The organism is Pedobacter ghigonis (assembly GCF_903166585.1).
GTDB classification, from domain to species: Bacteria; Bacteroidota; Bacteroidia; order Sphingobacteriales; family Sphingobacteriaceae; genus Pedobacter; species Pedobacter ghigonis.
Genome location: NZ_CAESCM010000002.1, coordinates 142,417 through 161,407, shown reverse-complemented (window position 1 = coordinate 161,407; position 18,991 = coordinate 142,417). Strand labels below are relative to the sequence as shown.

Sequence of the window (18,991 nt, the reverse complement as noted above, 5' to 3'; positions counted from 1 at the left end):
AAAGAATTAAAGGTTTAATGAAATTATGATTTTACAATTTTCTAAATAGTTAAGTAACTTCTCCAAAACAGACTTATTTTAAAACAAGTCTAAAAACAGCATTTTAAGGATATGCAACTTCAGTATCTAGTAACAGCAATTCATTTGGCTATTATTGTAATACCAAAATTAGTGGTAGGCGACAATTGAATTATTGTGCAAAACGCCCTTATTAATAGGGTATTTTTACGGTATTGAGACAACAAAATACTCTTTTAAGGAATGTAGCTACCAAGCTGTTCATCGATCGCCAATAATGCACTGGCAAACACAGCTTGACCTCGAATTGTATGAGTATTTATACTGTTTTTAACTTTTTAAGGAACTCCTCCATCGCACATATCATCATTTGTTTATATTTGAAATATTAAACCAACAAATTTTATGATCAAAGACAAAGTAAGTAAAGACGGCACAGATAATACTGTTCCGGTAGAGATTGCCAAACAAATGACCGAAGCATTCCGTAAAAGCCAGAATGCAGAAAATGGTACCTACACCAAAGCAGCTTGGTATCCGGCCGCTCAAATGACTTCGTTAATTAAAAAAATGGCGGAACTGGATGGCGATGGCATCAGGATCTACTTTGGCCGGTATACCAGCGATATCATCAGCCAAATCAATAAACTCGAATATGGCGATAAAATTCCAGACAGCTATGTTGATATGAATACGGTATTACTGGTAATTACTAAAAATATTGATGGTAAAGCTGGAACAGATTACTTTGTAGAAAAAGGATATGCTTATAAATCTCATGATGGCAAGTTATGTGATACTCCACCGACTGATCCAGAAAACAGGGCCACAATATGCCCTCCTACCTGCGATGAGCGTAGCCCATTGTCTGAACCATAATAAATATGATAGCAAAAATTGCTGGAGAATTAGATTTACAGCAGGTATTAAAGCTGTGTACGCCAAAATTTAATACTTATCCCTATTATTTAAGTATGGCTTTTAGCCTGTACTTTTTATATAGGGATAAGACCAGGTTCTGGATAATTACCAACCTTTACCTGGTTCTTGTGGTGTTAACTCAAATTATAGCCCGGTATTCAGCCAAAACATATCATACCAATATAGGTGTATATATCCTATTAGAAATATCTTACATCACTTATGCGTTTTATGTTTTCCTCAGCCAGTATATCAAGATAAAAAACTGGCTGATTGGCATTTATATAGGCACAATGATAACTTATGCCATATTTGTTTATTTATATGGTTTAAATGTATACAATGCCTTTACCATAAGTTTAGCATCGGTAATTTTTGTTATTTATGGCTTAATGTATTTCTATCTGTTATTAAAAGATGAAAATTACATCGATTTAAGCAATCATCCTGCCTTTTGGTGGGTTGGCGGAACCCTGATTTTTTACTTCGGGAGTACCTTAGCCAATTTCTTTGATGACATTGCTCAACGTATTTATTTGGGAAGATATAATGCCCGCACTATCATTTACATAACACTTAACTTTTTTCTCTACGCCTTTTGGGCCTATTCATTTGTATGCAGAGCTCGACAACGGAAGTTATCTCATTAATATTATTGGCATCACTGGTATTTCTTTTGATGCCAATATTTTTATTGCTTTATATCAGATCGTATAACAAGCATAAAAAAAATCATTTTCTCGAGAAGCAGAACATGCAGCAGAAATTCGAAGCTGAAATGCTACAGGCTCGTGTGGAGGTGCAAGATCAAACCATGCAGAGCATTGCTACTGAATTGCATGATAATGTAGGTCAGCTGCTCAGCCTCACTACGCTTACTCTCAACTCGGTAAATTTATCCGATGAGGCTAAAGCCAAAAGGAAAATAGAAAATTCGCTCGAGCTGGTTAACAAATCCATTAAGGAACTAAGAGAACTGGCTAAACTTTTACATGGCGAACAACTGGTAGAAAACGGTATTGGTCATGCCATTGATCAGGAAATTAGCTGGCTAAGCAAGAGTGGAGCCTACACCATTAAGGTTAACAATACCCTATCGGATTCTGACTACAGCTCACCAGATAAAGACCTGATTATCCTCCGTTTACTTCAGGAAATTATCAATAACATTATTAAGCATGCGCAGGCTACCCAGATACAGATTGATGCGCACCTTAAAGCTGGCACACTCAGCCTGATTGTACAAGAAAATGGTGTTGGTTTTAACCCCGATGAAATCAAAGCCAGGAAATCCGGAATGGGCCTCAATTCTATTTATAAAAGAATTGAGATGATCAATGGAAAATTAACACTAAATTCGGCACCAGGAGAGGGTACTTCAACTTCAATAGAAATCCCCTACCCTTAATTATATGCAGAACCCTAGTATCGCTATCGCTATCGTTGATGACCACACCCTTTTTCGCTCAGGGTTGGCCAGTTTATTGGAAGAATTTGATGAAATAGAAGTAAAGTTTGAGGCCGTAAACGGAATCGACCTTCAATCGAAAATTAATCATCATCCCGATGTTCAGCTGGTATTGATGGATATTAATATGCCGGTTATGGATGGTTTTGCAGCAACTAAATGGGTAAAAACCAATTTCCCAAAGGTACATGTACTTGCTCTGAGCATGCTCGAAGATGAAAAAGCAATTATTGGTATGCTTAAGGCCGGAGCTGGTGGCTATATGCTTAAAGAATCTACCCCATCCGATCTGTTTGCTGCCATTAAAGTAATTGTAGAAAAAGGTTTTTTTGTTAACGAGCTCGTATCGGGCAGGCTTTTGGTTGCATTGAAAGACACCAATGCCAAACCTATTTTTTCTGCCAGGGAGCTTACATTTCTCCAACATTGCAGTACCGAACTTACCTATAAGGAAATTGCCGATATCATGAACGTGAGCCCGCGAACGGTTGATAACTACCGCGAATCACTTTTTGCCAAGCTCAATATCAAATCGCGCACCGGACTGGTAGTATATGGCATAAAAAACAGCCTGATTAACATCTAACCAGAAGCAAACTACTACAAAAGCTTATTCTCCCGTCTAATTTCCAGCTTTTACTTTAGTAAGCTATCCAATCAGACTGCCCTTTATTTTTTTCTAATATTTATCAAATAAAATTTGGATAACTAACCAATTAGTTTTAACTTTAGTTTAAGCAAATTATTTTGCCTGTCCTTATTATTATTATTACCATGATGGAAATTAAAGATTTAACTAAAGCCGAAGAGCAGATTATGCAGGTTTTATGGCAACTGGAAAAAGCCTTCGTCAAAGAAGTAATTGATGAACTCCCACTTCCAAAGCCGGCTTACAACACCGTTTCAACCATTATCAGAATCCTTGAAACCAAAGGATTTATTGGTCATGAGGCATTCGGGAAAGCACATCAGTATTATCCCTTAGTGAGCAGAGAAGAGTATAAGCGCCATGCAACAGAAAAACTGTTGGGCAATTACTTCGAAAATTCGGTTGAGAGCATGTTCTCTTTCTTCGTTAAAGAAGAAAAGCTGGATTTAAGTGATGTTGATGAGATTTTAAAAATGATCAATAACATTAAACACAAGCCAAAATGAGTTTTGCCCACTACCTATTGCAGGTAAACCTATACTTGGTTGTTTTTTACGGTGTTTATAAACTGCTGCTGGATAAGGAAACCTATTTTACGCTAAATCGTATTTATCTGGTATCTGCCGGAGTGCTTTCTTTATGTATTCCATTCATTCGTTTAGAATGGCTTACCGAACATAAGGCCGCCCAGCAGGTTTATACTACAGTTAACTGGGAAGCCGTATTACAGCAAGCTACAGTAGTATCAGAGCGCACTAACGGCCTGATTTGGGCAAACGCCTTTGTTTATATCTATTGTGCGGGTATCCTGTTTTTCTTAGGTAGATTGGTATTTAACTTACTGGCGGTAAAAAAAATGCTGGTACCGGGAAGAGCCGGAGTGGCTTTTTCTTTTTTCGGCAAAAAAATTATCGACCAGAATCTGCCTCAAATGGACGTAATCGATATCCATGAGCAGGCACACATTAAGCAATGGCATACCGTTGATATTTTGTTTTTTGAAATTTTAGGGATCATTACCTGGCTAAACCCCATTATATACCTCTATAAAAAGGCAATTAAAAATATACACGAGTTTTTGGCAGACGAGCTGGCAGCAGCATATCAGGGTGATAAAGCCGAATATGCAATGCTGCTGCTCAGCAAATCGTTCGGCATTTCGCCAAATGCATTAACCAACAATTTTCTAGACAAATCGCTAATCAAAAAAAGAATTTTCATGCTTCATAAAGAGCGGTCTAAAAAGATCGCCATTATGAAGTATGGAATTTTCATCCCTTTGTTTGCAATTCTTATCGTATTCTCTTCGGCAACGGTACGTAAAAACGAGAAGTTAATCTCCATTACCGATAACATCCGGTTAGAAAAGCCGATAGAAATGGTACAACAAATGGTTACTGAAGTGCCAACCGAAGCGCCGGCAGTACACAAAGTTTCTATTGAAGGTAAGACCAATGCCAACTGGAATGGTTTTTACCGGTTCTTGTCGCAAAACATTAAATATCCGGCATTTGCCAACAGTTACGAGGTACAGGGCAACGCCCAGGTTAAATTCAGCATCAAAAACGGCAGGATTGTAAATGTTTCTTCAAATGTTGAACTGGGAGCAGGTTGCGATGAGGAAGTAATGAAATCCATTTTATCGTACAAAGACTACAAAAAGATAGCTGATGGCAAATATGCACTTACCGTAAGTTTTAACATTCCCGAATCTTCAGAAGAATTTAAAAACAAAACATTGCCTAAACCAGCTGGTTATACCAATCTGAATAAAGTTACGGTTGTTTCCTACCTACCCAACTTAACCGCGCAAGAGGGTAACCTCGAACCCGATCAGGATAAAAAGGTTTATGATTTTGTTTCGATAGAAAAACAACCTGAATTTCCGGGAGGGATAGCCAAATTTTACAAATATCTAAGTGGTGCGATTAAATATCCTGAACTGGCACAAGAAAGAAATGTACAGGGAAAAGTATTTTTATCGTTCGTGGTAGAAAAAAATGGTGCATTAAGCGATGTAATGATTACAAGGGGCTTAGGTAGCGGTACTGATGAAGAGGCCTTAAGGGTTATTAAAGCATCGCCCAAGTGGCATCCCGGTATTCAGAATGGCTTACCTGTGCGGGTAAAATACAACATTAATGTTAATTTTTCGCTGAGCGATGGCGAAGTAAAATCTGTTAAAACCCCACTAAGCATTAAAAACCGGAACGATATTAAATTTAACGGATTAGTAGTTTTGGATGGCGTAAAGCTTGCTGAAAACACTCCATTAAGCACTATAAACCCAAACAATATCGAATCTATTGAAGTATTAAAAGATCAGGCAGCTATTGATCTTTATGGTATGGCTGCTAAAGGTGGAGCAATACTCATTACTACCAAAGTATCAAAAAATAGCACTTTCAGAAAGCCTGAAATAAAAGAACTCAGCATCGATAAGAATGCTCCACTTTTCGAGTTCGGTAAAAAATTCTAACTTAATACATAACCATTATGAAAAAAATAATCGTTTTTACCTTTGCAATGGGATTAGCCCTGGCAAGTTTTGCCCAAACAGAAGGTTCTAAAACCACAACCATTAAATTGCGTGGTAATTCGTCATATGGTACAGTAAAACCGTTAATTGTAATTGACGGCAATAAGCAATATAGCAGGGATATTAACCAGATCGGGCTGGAACCCGATAATATAGAATCTATAAGCATCCTTAAAGACAGCAGTGCGGTTTCGGTATACGGTGCTGATGGTATTGCCGGGGTAATAGAAATTAAAACAAAAAGCTCAACGCTGGGCAATAGCACTATTATTTCAAACGACAATCTGGATTCAAATCTGAAAGGAAAAATTTCTGGTCTCACCATTCGCCCTGGCATTGCACAGTCGGGCACCACTAATGAATCAGGCTTTTCTATTTCAAAACTTGGCATTAAACTAAAAAATGGTGCTTCATCTCCTTTGTATATCGTAGATGGCAAAGAAAAAGATAGTACCATGACTTTAGATCAGGACAATATTAAATCTATTGAGGTTTTAAAAGATGAAGCTGCCAAAAAGCTTTATGGCGACAAGGCGAATAACGGCGTAATTATTATTACAACTAAAAACGCAATCCCGCTTCAACAGAAGAATTAAACAATTAACCTTTTAATTAAAAAACCATGAGAAAGCTAATGATTTTAGCCCTAATGGGCTGTGCCATGTTTATTAATCAGGTAAAAGCACAAAACAAAGACGCTAAAGTATACGATTTTGTATCGGTACAAAAGCAACCGGCATATCCGGGCGGGATGCCTAAGTTTTACGAATATGTTAAAAAGGAAATAAAGTATCCTGAAATTGCCAAAAAGAACAAAACCCAAGGCCGTGTGTTGCTTTCGTTTGTAGTAGAAAAGGATGGCAAATTAACAGATATTGTAGTTTTACGGGGCCTAAGCCCGGAAACCAATGCAGAAGCCATCCGATTGTTTAAACAGTCGCCAAAATGGAGCCCGGCAATGCAAAATGGCAAACCAGTACGTGTAAAGTACAACATGGCTATAAATTTCGACCTTGCCAAAGCTGGCAATAACAAGACAGCAAGCCTTCAGCAACCTGACACCAAAACGCCAGAATACGAGGGTGGACTGACTAATTTATATCGTTATCTGGCCAAAAACATTAAGTATCCTAAAGTAGCCCAAAAAAATAATGTGCAGGGCAAAGTTATGCTCTCATTCAATGTAGAAGAAGATGGTAGCCTATCCAATATAACAGTAATTAAAAGCCTCAGCAAAGAAACCGATGAAGAAGCGATCAGAGCAATGAAATCATCACCACGCTGGAATCCTGGGCTAGAGAAAGGAATTCCTGTGCGAAGCAAATATGTAATGAACATCAATTTTACGCTTAGTTAATTAAATATTTTTGATATCAAATCTCCGGTTAATAAATGACCGGAGATTTTATTTTTTGCGTAACTGCTTCAAATATAAAAGCAGTATTAATTGAGGTTCCACGTGGCACAAAAACAAGAGTTCAGTAAAAATACACTTATGTTAACCTCTGGCCATACGCAGAAGCCAACAAATGTTATATTTGGGCATGAAAAAATATCTATTTACACTCCTCAGTCTTTTAACACTTTTTTCTGCCCTGCACGCGCAGGAAGTAAATAAATCAACTGATAAACCAGCCGTTATTTTAGATGGCACCTTATTGGTAAACGGGATGGATACCCTGCGTAAATTTAAAAAAGAAGACATTGAGTCTGTAACCATTTTAAAAGACAAAAATAAAACTGCCCTATTTGGAATTAATGATAACAATGGCCTGCTCCTTGTATTTACCAAGGCAAAACAAAACACCGCTGAAAGTATTGCCCTTAAAGAAAAGATAGCCAAGCTTAATATTGCAAATAAACCTGATATGGTAATGAAGGCAGGTGCTAAGGTTAAACCATCAAGAGATTCGATTGCCAGCGGAACATTCGATTTTGTTACCATAGAGAAACAGCCTGAATTTCCGGGCGGTTTAAAAGCTTTTTATCAGTATTTAAACGCTAATATCAAATACCCAAAAGAATCGGCAAGAAATAAGGTTCAGGGCAGGGTATTTCTTTCATTCATTGTAGAAAAAGACGGTGAGTTGAGCAACATAAAAATAATTCGCGGTGTTAGTGATGATATTAACGAGGAAGCGATAAGGGTAATTTCCGGTTCACCAAAATGGAATCCAGGTATTCAGTTTGGCGTACCAGTACGTGTAAAATATAACATCAACGTTAATTTCGCGCTTAACTAATCACCTTTCTTAATTCAAAAAACACAAAACCCCAGCAAAAATTGCCGGGGTTTTATGTTTTCTCTCCTGTCTCGGAGCAATAAATTTAGAAAAACTTTAATGTATATGCAAATAATACAGAATAAAATTTCCATTTAAGCAAAATTTTAATATGCATACATAAAATTATTATCAGTTTCGCAAACTTTTATTTTGTTCGTAAATTCTTGTCCTAACTTTCGATTTTAAGCTTTAGTGTTTCATATGTTTTCAATACTGGGCCTAAATGTTAAAATGATAGTTAATTACAGTTCAACAATGGCTCAAAAAATTACTGAAATTTATTTTAGCTTCATTTTCACAAATACCAATTTTATCATGTTTTTAACCGGTTTGATCTTAGCTTTCAATGCTTTGAAATGATTAAGGATATAAAACCAATACGCCATACCACACGTTATAAAACTAAAAAGCCCCCACTAGGTGGAGGCTTAACAATCCAGCTGTTAAACTGGATGCACAGTATATTTTTAAACGGTTTCTTCAGAAATGAATTTCGCAGTGGCAAAATCGCGGTTCATGCGGGCGATGTTTTCTAAAGAAATTCCTTTAGGACATTCTGCCTCACAGGCACCAGTATTGGTACAGTTACCAAAACCTTCTGCATCCATTTGAGCAACCATGCTTTGTACACGACGATAACGCTCTGGCTGACCTTGTGGCAATAAAGCCAATTGAGAGACCTTAGCCGATACGAAAAGCATTGCAGAAGCATTTTTACAAGTCGCTACACAGGCACCACAACCAATACATGCTGCAGCTTCAAAAGCGGCATCAGCCTGCATTTTAGGAATAGGCAGGTTATTGGCATCTTGTGCATTACCGGTATTTACCGAAATGAAACCACCTGCAGCAATAACCCTGTCAAATGCAGAACGATCTACAGTTAAATCTTTCACTACCGGGAACGCTGCTGCTCTCCATGGCTCTACTACAATAGTATCACCATCTTTAAATGAACGCATGTGCAACTGACAGGTAGTAACCAAATCTTTTGGTCCGTGCGGACGACCGTTGATGAACATCGAACACATTCCACAAATACCTTCGCGGCAATCGTGATCGAACACCACTGGTTCTTCGCCTTTATTGATCAGATCTTCGTTTAACACATCGAACATCTCCAAGAAAGACATATCTGGCGAAATACCGGATAATTTATAATCAACCAAAGCACCTTTGGTATTGTTATTTTTTTGACGCCAAACTTTTAGCGTTAAGTTCATATTTCCTGTACTCATGATATTGAGATTTAGGCGGGGAGCATGGGGCAAAGCGCTGGAAAACGCTATGCCCTACGCACTCTGCTATTTATAACTTCTTTGTGCTACTTTAATATTATCAAACTTCAGTTCTTCTTTATGAAGTTCGAAGTTTACACCTTCTTTAAATTCCCATGCGGCAACGTATGCGTAGTTCTCATCATCACGTAATGCCTCGCCTTCTTCCGTTTGGTATTCTTCGCGGAAGTGGCCACCACAACTCTCGTTACGGTTTAATGCATCGATACACATTAACTCCCCAAGCTCGATGAAATCGGCTACACGGCCTGCTTTCTCCAGTTCAGGGTTAAGCTCTCCGGCAACACCTGGTACGCGTACATCTTTCCAGAATTCTTCGCGCAGGGCTCTGATTTCCTGAATGGCTTCGTTTAAGCCTTTCTCGTTACGGGCCATACCACATTTTTCCCACATGATATTACCTAAACGCTTGTGGAAATGATCTACAGATTTAGTTCCCTTAATGTTGATCAGGGTATTTAAAATGCCTACAGCTCTTTCTTCTGCCTCCACAAATGCAGGGTGATCAGTTGGAATAGCTTTAGTAGAAATTTCTTTTGATAAATAAGCACCAATGGTGTAAGGTAAAACGAAATAACCATCTGCCAAACCTTGCATTAAAGCCGATGCACCTAAGCGGTTCGCGCCGTGATCAGAGAAGTTAGCCTCTCCGGTGCAATATAAGCCCGGTACCGAAGTCATTAAGTTATAATCAACCCAGAGTCCACCCATGGTATAGTGTACCGCAGGGTAAATACGCATTGGCGTTTCGTAAGGGTTTTCGCCGGTAATCTGTGCGTACATATCGAACAGGTTACCATATTTCTCTTTAATTACTGCAGTACCTAAACGCATGCAGGTTTCTTTATCGGGATTATGATTACCAGCTTTAGCAGCTTCGATTTTTCCGTAACGCTCGGTATTGGCTTTAAAATCAAGATAAACAGCCAGTTTAGAAGATCCTACGCCATAACCTGCATCGCAACGCTCTTTAGCGGCACGCGAAGCCACATCACGTGGAACCAGGTTACCAAAAGCAGGATAACGGCGCTCTAAGTAATAATCTCTTTCATCTTCAGGAATTTCTGAAGCTTTACGGTTATCATCTTTCTTTTTAGGCACCCAGATTCTTCCGTCGTTACGTAACGATTCAGACATTAGGGTTAATTTAGACTGGTGATCGCCCGAAACAGGAATACAGGTTGGGTGAATTTGCGTGTAGCAAGGGTTTGCAAAGTAAGCACCTTGCTTATGTGCTTTCCATGCTGCTGTAACGTTACTACCCATAGCGTTGGTAGAAAGATAGAATACGTTTCCGTAACCACCTGTTCCCAATACTACTGCATGACCAAAGTGACGCTCGATTTCGCCTGTAATTAAGTTACGGGCAATAATACCACGTGCCTTGCCATCGATTTTAACTACCTCAAGCATTTCGTGGCGGGTGTACATTTCTACTTTCCCCATACCAATCTGGCGTTCTAAAGCAGAATAAGCACCTAACAATAACTGCTGACCAGTTTGACCCGCAGCATAAAAAGTACGCTGAACCTGTGTACCACCAAATGAACGGTTATCTAATAAACCGCCATACTCGCGTGCCAAAGGCACACCCTGGGCAACACACTGATCGATAATATTGGCACTTACCTCTGCCAAACGGTGCACGTTTGCTTCGCGGGCGCGGTAATCACCTCCTTTAATGGTATCGTAAAACAAGCGATAAATACTATCGCCATCATTCTGATAATTTTTTGCGGCATTGATACCACCCTGAGCTGCAATAGAGTGCGCTCTACGTGGTGAATCCTGAAAACAGAAACATTTAACTTTGTAACCCATTTCGGCTAAAGTAGCTGCTGCCGAAGCACCTGCTAAACCCGAGCCTACAATAATTACTTCAATTGTTCTTTTGTTCGATGGGTTAACCAAAGGCACAGAAGACTTATACTTAGTCCATTTGCTTGTTAAATCGCCTTCTGGAATATTTGAATTAATATCTGACATATCTCTTTTGTGCTAAAAACTAATTAATTAAACCTGCATAAACTGCAATTGGCATTGCTGCGAAAAGGATCGAAATAATAATCGAATACCAAACGCCTAAGCCTTTTATTATACCGTTATATTTTGAGTGGTTCCAGCCTAATGTCTGGAAAGCCGAAGCAAAACCATGCAATAAGTGGTAGCATAAAGAAAACATAGCTAAGATGTACACCGCAACCCTTACCGGATCCTGGAATTTCTCTCTCATTACGGCATAAAGGTCTTCGTGGCCATTCGCATCTACCGTTGGAATTCCGGTAAAACGAGAAACTACCCAAAAATCTTTTAAGTGAACCACTAAGAAAATAAGCAATAGCGTTCCCAATAATCCCATTGAGCGGCTATACCACTTACTATTAGCTTTACCATCGTTCACTGCATATTTAACTGGTCTGGCTTTTTGGTTTTGCAGGGTTAACCTCAATGCCTGAAAAATGTGTACAAGCAAACCAATAAACAACACAATTTCACCTGCCCTGATTAACCAGTTGGTAGCCATAAAGTGTGCCCCAATGTTAAAGGTTAAGCCACCATCATTAATGAAAATTAATGCATTAATAAAACAGTGTACAATTAAAAAAAGTATCAGGAACAAACCTGTAATACCCATGATGAATTTCTTCCCTATTGATGAAGAAAGCGCATTTCCGAAACCACTCATTTGATTAGGATTTATATCTATATTTCTTGCAAAAGTATTTAATTATGAGTTTAATTTATAAACGAATATGACAAAACAACGATAAAACATTTATTTAGAAACATTCTAAAGCATATTCTGAAATATTTGGAAGATTATTGGATTTTTAAGGTTTTTATGTTAGAAAATTCATCATTGCGAGGAACGAAGCAATCTCTATTGGGTTCCAACCTAAAATTTTTTAATAAGATTGCTTCGTCGTTCCTCTTCGCAATGACGGGTAAAAATCAATAGCATAAAAAAAGGTCCCGATTTACATCGGGACCTTTTACGATTTATGTGTTTGAGTTTTCTTAAGCTACTTTTACATTTACCGCGTTTAGGCCTTTTCTACCTTCTTCTACTTCGTAGTTTACGGTATCATTCTCGCGAATGGTGTCAATTAAGCCTGAAGCATGAACAAAAATTTCGGCATCGCCATTTGAAGGGATGATAAATCCAAAACCTTTAGTTTCATTAAAAAATTTTACTGTTCCTTGTTGCATTATATTGTATTTTAATTTGCACCAAAGATATGGTTAAATACCTATAAATCAATTTTTTATTTTTAATGCATAAATAAATGCTAAATATATTGATTAATTGCCTGTTAGGCCCTATTTAACCGATCTGTTTAGCCCATCGGTGCTCGATGTATCGCCAGGTTTTATTAATAATGCGCGTTCGAAACAGGCCTTTGCCTCGGGTTTTCTGCCTGAAAACAATAAAGACCAGCCTAACATGTGGTTGCCATCATAATCAAATGGATACAAAGCTACTACCCGGGCAAAATACCTGGATGCGTTGGTATACTGTTTCCGGTTGTAGATAATTACACCTGCCCAATAGTTTGCCTGTGTATTTTGGGGATCAATTTTAAGAATGCTGTTATACTGCTCCATCACTTTCTCCCAACTGCTTAACAACGACAGTGCTTTGATTAAACCAAACCGTGCTTCTACTGAATTTGGCCGTGCAATGATGGCCCTGTTATAATAATTTTGCGATGCGGTATAATTTTTGGCCAAATAATACAGCCAGCCGATGCGGAGGTTAGCTTCGTAATTATTTTCGGCATAAAAAGGCATAATATCACTTATGGCCTCGGCATAACTCTTTTTACTCTCGTTGTTATAACTATTCTGAAAGGCCTTTTGCAATGCAGCACTGCTTTGGGCATTTACCTCAAATACGGATAAGCCCAGAATTGCAAAGACCATAAATTGTTTTAAAAATTCCATGTAATGCCGCCGTTAATTGAATGTTGTAAATAGTTAAATTTAAAGATATTATCAGATTTACGCTCAAATGTATAATTCAATCCTAAAAGTAGCCGCTGTTTTAACAAAAAATAACAGTTTGCGCCAGCCTTAAATTTCGTTTTATCAAAGCCATTATAAAAATATAGCGCATCGGCCTCTGCGTAATTGTACTGGTTGCCCAGGGTTACAACGCCTTCAAACCAAAGCTTACTGACAGGCTTAAAGCCAAACAATTGCTGTACAACCATATTATGCTCACTTAACACATCAACAAGTGAAAAGCGGCTAATGCTGTAAAAATTCAGGTTGCCTGATAAATACCTTACAAACTGCATATTATACTGCCTTGTTTTTTCATCGCCAATTTGCGATAAGATAAAATCGCCCTGGAAATCGCCGGCATCGCCTGCAAATTTAACACCCAATAAGCTGGCATTATTCTGATATACCAGTTGCCTTAAATCAGACCGCATGTAATGATATGCTCCTACAAAACTAAATCTCTTAAAAGGCGTATAACTCAATTTTGCATAGTAGCCCGGCTGAATAATGTGATCATTATGAATGGGTTGGTAATAGTACGAAAAGGACGTAGATAAATTTAACCTGTAAGCGAGGCTGAAATCAACAAAAGCCCTCGAATAGGAAGAATTACCTCTTTCGTAGATATTGGTAAACTTGATTCCACTCTCGGCCCCTAGCGAAATAATTTTAAAAGACCTTAACTGTTTGCCCTCAACCTTTGCGGAATCTAAAGCAGCGGCAAACCAACCGGCGTTCTCCGGCCGGTTTAAATAAATATTACATAAATAAGCATAGTATAAGGCTATCTGGTTATGCCTGTCATTCGCCAACACTTTATTGTACTGAACCAATGCGTCGATATAATTACCCCGCACAAACGAGGCATAAGCAATGCGCAACCGAAGCAAAGGAAAATCGTCTCCATTACTGATTGCCTCTTTGCCAAAAACGATAAGCTGCTGCCATTCGGCGGCATTAAAAAGTGCTAAAGAAGTACTATCGGTTACCTGATAGCTGCTTTGCGCTTTACTAACTGTTATCCAAACAATTAAAAGCAGGATCGTTAAACTGAACTTGTTTCCCATTTTACTTTTAACTGTTTGTTTCGATATTGCATGGTAAAGCCCTCAATCCCTTTGTTACCTACCAATATTTCAGCCTTTATTAAATGCTTATGTTTACCCAGAAGCTGTCGGCCCACGGCTGCATGTACAGTTAGCCCGTTTGCTTTTGTTTCAATTGCATTGCTATAGGTATTTTGGATAAAGTTATAGAAGGGAGCCATTATATCCTGCAACCATAAAGCCGGGTTAAAACTTTCAGCATCAGTAGCAAAACTATCGGCCACTGGTTGCGCGGAATAATTAACTTTATAGGCCACCTGATAAAAACGGAAGAGCAAAGCATTTTTATCGCCGTAAAACCTGGTGAAATAAAATATATTGGCATTATTTACAAAATAGGCAACAGCCTGATTTTCGTGGCAGAAAAAGTAGGTTACGTTAAAATCGTCGGTAAATACTTCCCAGGTTTCGGCATGTCCGTTATCATCTGTAACACTAGTTATGTAGCCCGGCTGAAAGTGAAAGGCATTTTTTAAATAGGGATTTATTTCAGGTCGTTCAATGCTACTGCCCTCTTGTGGAGTTTCGAATGTTTTTAATTCAGCCTGACCAACAACAGTGAAATAAGCAAAGGGATAAGGGTAAGTTTTAGAGCCAATGTAAGGAGTGCATTGCACCTGAAAATGCAAGTGCGGCTCGGGCGAGCGGCCAGAATTGCCACAAAGGGCAATAGTATCACCCTGCTTTACATAATCGCCGGCTTTAACTTTTACACTGTTCTTTTTTAAATGCGAAACTTTACTGTATAAATTTTCGGCATGCTTAATTACGATGGTATTGCCCCAGTTTTGTTGCAGGTTAACCTGTCCAATCGCATTATCATCTATATGCGCAATTACTTCCTGCACCTGGCCATCACCAACAGCTAAAACAGGTTTGTTAAAACAGTAATAATCCTCGGGCTTTATGCCCGGTAGCTGGTAACTTTTATCATCAATATCTTTTAACACAAAATCCAAAGCGTGTTGCCATTCGTTTTTGTGCGTAATTTGGCCTTCATAACCTTGCGAGACTGTCCATGCACCCATAAACGGCAAGCTTAAGTTGAAATACTTAAAATCTTTTAGTCGCTGTTGCCCGTTTAAAAACTGATATAAGTTGGTTTCGGGAGAATAATGCTGGAGCGATGTAAGCTGCAATTTGCCTGGCTTTTTCCTGAGCATGAAAAAATACAACAAGCCAAGGGTAACCAAACAAAATGGCATTGAAAGCACCGGAAGATTATACACCAGCAGCATGCGCGAAAGTCCGTTTAAAACCAGAAAAGTAAAGGGAATTACAGCAATTGCCCACAAATAAGAGCGACATGAGGGGATTAAGAAAAAACCACCGATAGCACAACTTACCATCATAAAATTTGCACCCAGATAGTAATTACTTATTCCACCAGGATAAGTTCCGGTAAGCTGGTTTATTATACATGACGCAATAAAGCCAATTACCAGCAGGCTAAAACTAATACGCGAATGAATTAAAAACCCAATGCTGATAATGATCCCGGCAAGCACACTATTCTGAAACAGGATTGCACTAACCGACCTCAAGAAAAGTAACACATAGGCGGGTACACTCAGGTGATCGAAAAGATGGCAAAGCCGGGTAAAGTGAGATGGTGAATTACTGTTCAGTTCAAAGATCAATGAACTCCCTTTTTGCAGTAAACCCATACCTAAATACCCGTTTGCAGCAACTAAAACCATCCAAAAACTAAGCACAAAAGGGACAGAAAGTGCCGGCAAGGCATATTTACCTAACAACGAACTCAGGGTAATACTTAAAACGACACATAACAAACAAGCCGTAGCCAGCCACAGCAAGAAAGCCAAATTAAAGCTAAAAAAAGTACCGAAACCAATCCCCAACAGAAGTGAATTAAAGCTATAAAGTCCCGATTTAATATCATCTTTTTTAAAACCCAATGCGGTAACCAGCGCTAAGGAGCCTAGTACACAAATTAAGCCCGACAGCCCTGCATTTACATTAAAAAAAGATACCACCAGCAACAGTACACCTAAAATCCGGTTCTGCGAGAAGAACAGGATGGCGTAACTATTTAAAGCAGCGCTTAGGTAATATTGTAGATTTTTTCTCAAATTCTTGTTTCATTTTAAAGGAGTGAAGTTTTAAAAACCTGACTTCTTTAATGGTTTTATTTTAAGTAATCGGGTACTTCCTCCATCATTTCTAAATAAGCCAATGTTTCTGGTTTCCTGATCAGATGGCTTTTAGCTTGCTGATCGATCAGCACAACAGCAGGCCGCATATTGATAAACTGCATCCACTGGGTCATGTTGTAAGCGCCAACTTTATGCACCACTACCTGGTCGCCCCGCTCTAAAAGCGGCAACATAATACTCTCTCTAATTACATCTATATTCATACAGAGTGGCCCGAACAAAACAGTTTCTTCGGTGTACTGCCCTGCTTCTTTTGCCACACTTATTTTATGGTCGTACCAACTGGAGGTAAACAGGATATTGATACCAAAATCGAGAATGGTAGCCCTTCTTCCATCGCTTAATCTTTTATTAGCCAAAACACTTCCTATTAAATAACCGGCATCATCAATCAATACCCGCCCGCTTTCTAAAATTAACAGCGGCAGTTCATCAGTGGTAAAGCCAGCTTCCAAAATGGTATTGGTAATGGTTTCGGCAAAATCTTCGACACTTGGAACGGTATCAACACCCGGCAAATAAGCGCCTTTTAAGGTATTGGTTGATGGAAACCCACCACCCAGGTCTAAATATTGTATTGGATTTTGAAATTCGTTTTTGCAACGCAACGCCAGCTGGCAAAGTTTGGTTGCGGCAACTCCATAAGCAGCCGTTGATAACATGAAGGTACCAATGTGGCAATGCAAGCCTACAAGCTCCAATTTATCGGCTTTCGAAATTTTGGTAATAGCAGTCCAGGCCTGGCCATTTTCGTAGTTAAAGCCAAACCGATCCCAAATCGGATAAACGCCTGTATCAAAATTAACCCTGATGGCCACCTTTGCCGTTTTATTGATGCGCTCGGTAATCCGGATAAGCAAATAAAGCTCGTCGAAATGATCGATATGGATAAGCGAATGATTTTCTATCGCGAGGATTAAATCGGCTTCCTTTTTATCAGGCCCATTAAAGATAATCTGATGACCGGCCACGCCATTACCCAAAGCTTTATGATATTCGAAACCAGATACAACTTCGGCCCAGCTTCCCTCCTGATGGAAAACCTTACAAACAGCGTTCAGGTAATTGGTTTTGTAACTCCAGGCAAACTGTACTTTCGGGTAACGTGTTTTAAACGACCGAAGTGCCGCCTGGTAATTGCGTCTGATCTGTTTTTCGGCCAAGACAAAAACCGGCGAACCGTATTGCTCAACAAGATCTTTAACTACAACGCCATCAATGCTTTCCACAGGATCAAAATCAGTACGGGTACCAAACTTGTTCATAAGCCCGGTATTCATTTTCCTGATGGTTGGTCGTTCGTATTTTTGTTTCATCTTCTATTTTTTAACCACAAAGGGCACAAAGCTTTCACAGAGGGACACGAAGTTTAAGGCTAAAGCCAATAAATTTCAAAGCGCTGATATTCCAATTCTCCGCCTACTAACTTTTCATCTTTACAGTTCCCCAAAAGCCGATAACTTTTGAAATTCAGCTACGTCAATAATATTATCCCAGGCATATCGGACAAACATTTTACCTGCGGTGTATGCTGTTAATGCTTGTACGGGCTTGCCCAAAGCCAAATCAACCAGCAATTGGGGTTGGTTTTGCCCGGCGGCAACCGATAAATAAATCCATGCCGGAAAGCGGGGGTTAACCTCCATAATATATAAAGCATCTTTGTCATCGCGCATAATTTCGAGCTCGAAACCGCCTTTCCAGTGGCTTGCTTTGGCAAATTCCCTGGCCAGATTAATTAGTTTTTCATCTGTGATGGTAATTCCGGCCCAGGCTTTACCTTTTTCGGTTATGTACATTTTACGCATTGGGATTACGCTAAGGGCATTCCCATTACCATCGGCAAGGCCTGCAATGTTAATTTCGGCACCTTTAATAAATTGCTGCACAATAATGGGAAGCCCCCATTTGGCCTGCAATTTGTAAAAAGCTTTATAGGCCTCACCAATATGCTGCACTACGGTGGCCTCGTAAAATTTACCTTTTATTACCAGCGGAAAGCCTAATTTATCTGCTATCTGATCAAGTTCCGATGCGCTAAAAATGATTTCGCTGGCAGGTACATCAAAGCCATGATTATTCCCAAATGCCTGCAGATTTACTTTATCACGCGCTGCCAGCTGCTGGTGAGTAGGTAAAAAGGTATGAATGCCTATATTCAAGAGCTCTCTTTCCAGCTTAATAAAATTAAACAGCTCTGCATCAAAATTCGGGATCAGCACATCTATGTGTTCTATTTCCTGAATCTGCTGTAAGCGTTTTTTCAAGGCCTCCGTTCCAGCGGTTGGGTAAGGAATGCGATAGGTTTTATTTACCAAATCGCTTAAATAAATGGCAGGCTCAAGGGTTTCGTAAGCCAGTCCGATAATCCGCAAATTTTCTCCAAAACCAGCCCTTAACGCCCTGATTACCCCCAGGCCGGGGCCGGGATTATCGTTGGCATTTAAACCTGTAACCGCAATGGTTAAGGTTTTGGTTTGGTTTAAGTTGGGAGAAACGCTCATGATTAGTGTTATTTTTCG

Annotated in this window: 18 protein-coding genes; 9 read left to right on the top strand and 9 right to left on the bottom strand. The window is 39.2% G+C overall.

The window, feature by feature from the left end; genetic code table 11:
- The first annotated feature begins 423 nt into the window (after positions 1-423).
- From HWV58_RS03910 to HWV58_RS03870, 9 genes are all read left to right on the top strand, one after another.
- On the top strand, positions 424-897 hold the full coding sequence (locus tag HWV58_RS03910) for a hypothetical protein (protein WP_175632845.1): 474 nt from the start codon (positions 424-426) through the stop codon (positions 895-897).
- A gap of 5 nt (positions 898-902) precedes the next feature.
- Positions 903-1,589 carry a hypothetical protein gene (locus HWV58_RS03905; protein WP_175632844.1) on the top strand — a complete coding sequence of 229 codons (687 nt, stop codon included), beginning with the start codon at positions 903-905 and terminating at the stop codon, positions 1,587-1,589.
- A gap of 104 nt (positions 1,590-1,693) precedes the next feature.
- Positions 1,694-2,347: a sensor histidine kinase gene (locus tag HWV58_RS03900; RefSeq protein ID WP_175632843.1), complete on the top strand. Its 654-nt coding sequence runs from the start codon at positions 1,694-1,696 to the stop codon at positions 2,345-2,347.
- 4 nt (positions 2,348-2,351) lie between these two features.
- Positions 2,352-2,993 carry a response regulator transcription factor gene (locus tag HWV58_RS03895; protein WP_175632842.1) on the top strand — a complete coding sequence of 214 codons (642 nt, stop codon included), beginning with the start codon at positions 2,352-2,354 and terminating at the stop codon, positions 2,991-2,993.
- A gap of 191 nt (positions 2,994-3,184) precedes the next feature.
- Positions 3,185-3,562 carry a BlaI/MecI/CopY family transcriptional regulator gene (locus HWV58_RS03890; protein ID WP_039472733.1) on the top strand — a complete coding sequence of 126 codons (378 nt, stop codon included), beginning with the start codon at positions 3,185-3,187 and terminating at the stop codon, positions 3,560-3,562.
- A complete protein-coding gene (locus HWV58_RS03885; protein WP_175632841.1) occupies positions 3,559-5,535 on the top strand; it encodes a M56 family metallopeptidase in 1,977 nt (658 codons plus the stop codon). Before HWV58_RS03890 ends, HWV58_RS03885 begins: the two co-directional genes overlap by 4 nt.
- A gap of 17 nt (positions 5,536-5,552) precedes the next feature.
- Entirely contained in the window at positions 5,553-6,191 is a 639-nt protein-coding gene (locus HWV58_RS03880; RefSeq protein WP_175632840.1) for a TonB-dependent receptor plug domain-containing protein, read from the top strand.
- Between the two features lie 26 nt (positions 6,192-6,217).
- Complete coding sequence (locus HWV58_RS24400; RefSeq protein WP_175632839.1) at positions 6,218-6,952, top strand: energy transducer TonB; 735 nt, start codon at positions 6,218-6,220, stop codon at positions 6,950-6,952.
- Positions 6,953-7,139: 187 nt separating this feature from the next.
- Positions 7,140-7,838 (top strand): energy transducer TonB, encoded by a 699-nt coding sequence (locus tag HWV58_RS03870; protein ID WP_235972642.1) that lies wholly within the window; start codon positions 7,140-7,142, stop codon positions 7,836-7,838.
- Between the two features lie 509 nt (positions 7,839-8,347).
- On the opposite strand, the gene HWV58_RS03865 is transcribed toward HWV58_RS03870, so the two are convergent.
- The 9 genes from HWV58_RS03865 to HWV58_RS03825 all read right to left on the bottom strand — a co-directional run bounded on the left by HWV58_RS03865 (position 8,348) and on the right by HWV58_RS03825 (position 18,973).
- Positions 8,348-9,118 (bottom strand): succinate dehydrogenase/fumarate reductase iron-sulfur subunit, encoded by a 771-nt coding sequence (locus HWV58_RS03865; protein WP_175632837.1) that lies wholly within the window; start codon positions 9,116-9,118, stop codon positions 8,348-8,350.
- 66 nt (positions 9,119-9,184) lie between these two features.
- The gene (locus HWV58_RS03860) at positions 9,185-11,164 is read right to left on the bottom strand and encodes a fumarate reductase/succinate dehydrogenase flavoprotein subunit (RefSeq protein WP_175632836.1); all 1,980 of its coding nucleotides are present in this window, start codon (positions 11,162-11,164) and stop codon (positions 9,185-9,187) included.
- Positions 11,165-11,183: 19 nt separating this feature from the next.
- Complete coding sequence (locus tag HWV58_RS03855) at positions 11,184-11,864, bottom strand: succinate dehydrogenase cytochrome b subunit (RefSeq protein WP_175632835.1); 681 nt, start codon at positions 11,862-11,864, stop codon at positions 11,184-11,186.
- Positions 11,865-12,196: 332 nt separating this feature from the next.
- Positions 12,197-12,388 carry a cold-shock protein gene (locus HWV58_RS03850; RefSeq protein WP_175632834.1) on the bottom strand — a complete coding sequence of 64 codons (192 nt, stop codon included), beginning with the start codon at positions 12,386-12,388 and terminating at the stop codon, positions 12,197-12,199.
- Between the two features lie 111 nt (positions 12,389-12,499).
- Positions 12,500-13,102 (bottom strand): tetratricopeptide repeat protein, encoded by a 603-nt coding sequence (locus HWV58_RS03845; RefSeq protein WP_175632833.1) that lies wholly within the window; start codon positions 13,100-13,102, stop codon positions 12,500-12,502.
- A gap of 8 nt (positions 13,103-13,110) precedes the next feature.
- On the bottom strand, positions 13,111-14,253 hold the full coding sequence (locus HWV58_RS03840) for a hypothetical protein (RefSeq protein ID WP_175632832.1): 1,143 nt from the start codon (positions 14,251-14,253) through the stop codon (positions 13,111-13,113).
- Positions 14,232-16,385 carry an urea transporter gene (locus tag HWV58_RS24570; protein WP_175632831.1) on the bottom strand — a complete coding sequence of 718 codons (2,154 nt, stop codon included), beginning with the start codon at positions 16,383-16,385 and terminating at the stop codon, positions 14,232-14,234. The genes HWV58_RS03840 and HWV58_RS24570 overlap by 22 nt, the downstream gene beginning before the upstream one ends.
- A gap of 56 nt (positions 16,386-16,441) precedes the next feature.
- Positions 16,442-17,785, bottom strand: coding sequence for a type III PLP-dependent enzyme domain-containing protein (locus tag HWV58_RS03830; RefSeq protein WP_175632830.1), 1,344 nt, complete (start codon positions 17,783-17,785; stop codon positions 16,442-16,444).
- Between the two features lie 120 nt (positions 17,786-17,905).
- On the bottom strand, positions 17,906-18,973 hold the full coding sequence (locus tag HWV58_RS03825) for an ATP-grasp domain-containing protein (RefSeq protein WP_175632829.1): 1,068 nt from the start codon (positions 18,971-18,973) through the stop codon (positions 17,906-17,908).
- Positions 18,974-18,991: the final 18 nt, after the last annotated feature.

Coding starts and splice junctions, on each gene's coding strand:
- HWV58_RS03865 (WP_175632837.1), bottom strand. CDS start 9,118: ATGAGTACAGGAAATATGAACTTAACGCTAAAAGTTTGGCGTCAAAAA.
- HWV58_RS03855 (WP_175632835.1), bottom strand. CDS start 11,864: ATGAGTGGTTTCGGAAATGCGCTTTCTTCATCAATAGGGAAGAAATTC.
- HWV58_RS03910 (WP_175632845.1), top strand. CDS start 424: ATGATCAAAGACAAAGTAAGTAAAGACGGCACAGATAATACTGTTCCG.
- HWV58_RS03905 (WP_175632844.1), top strand. CDS start 903: ATGATAGCAAAAATTGCTGGAGAATTAGATTTACAGCAGGTATTAAAG.
- HWV58_RS03870 (WP_235972642.1), top strand. CDS start 7,140: ATGAAAAAATATCTATTTACACTCCTCAGTCTTTTAACACTTTTTTCT.
- HWV58_RS03860 (WP_175632836.1), bottom strand. CDS start 11,164: ATGTCAGATATTAATTCAAATATTCCAGAAGGCGATTTAACAAGCAAA.
- HWV58_RS03840 (WP_175632832.1), bottom strand. CDS start 14,253: ATGGGAAACAAGTTCAGTTTAACGATCCTGCTTTTAATTGTTTGGATA.
- HWV58_RS03885 (WP_175632841.1), top strand. CDS start 3,559: ATGAGTTTTGCCCACTACCTATTGCAGGTAAACCTATACTTGGTTGTT.
- HWV58_RS03850 (WP_175632834.1), bottom strand. CDS start 12,388: ATGCAACAAGGAACAGTAAAATTTTTTAATGAAACTAAAGGTTTTGGA.
- HWV58_RS03900 (WP_175632843.1), top strand. CDS start 1,694: ATGCAGCAGAAATTCGAAGCTGAAATGCTACAGGCTCGTGTGGAGGTG.
- HWV58_RS24400 (WP_175632839.1), top strand. CDS start 6,218: ATGAGAAAGCTAATGATTTTAGCCCTAATGGGCTGTGCCATGTTTATT.
- HWV58_RS03825 (WP_175632829.1), bottom strand. CDS start 18,973: ATGAGCGTTTCTCCCAACTTAAACCAAACCAAAACCTTAACCATTGCG.
- HWV58_RS03830 (WP_175632830.1), bottom strand. CDS start 17,785: ATGAAACAAAAATACGAACGACCAACCATCAGGAAAATGAATACCGGG.
- HWV58_RS03845 (WP_175632833.1), bottom strand. CDS start 13,102: ATGGTCTTTGCAATTCTGGGCTTATCCGTATTTGAGGTAAATGCCCAA.
- HWV58_RS03880 (WP_175632840.1), top strand. CDS start 5,553: ATGAAAAAAATAATCGTTTTTACCTTTGCAATGGGATTAGCCCTGGCA.
- HWV58_RS03895 (WP_175632842.1), top strand. CDS start 2,352: ATGCAGAACCCTAGTATCGCTATCGCTATCGTTGATGACCACACCCTT.
- HWV58_RS03890 (WP_039472733.1), top strand. CDS start 3,185: ATGGAAATTAAAGATTTAACTAAAGCCGAAGAGCAGATTATGCAGGTT.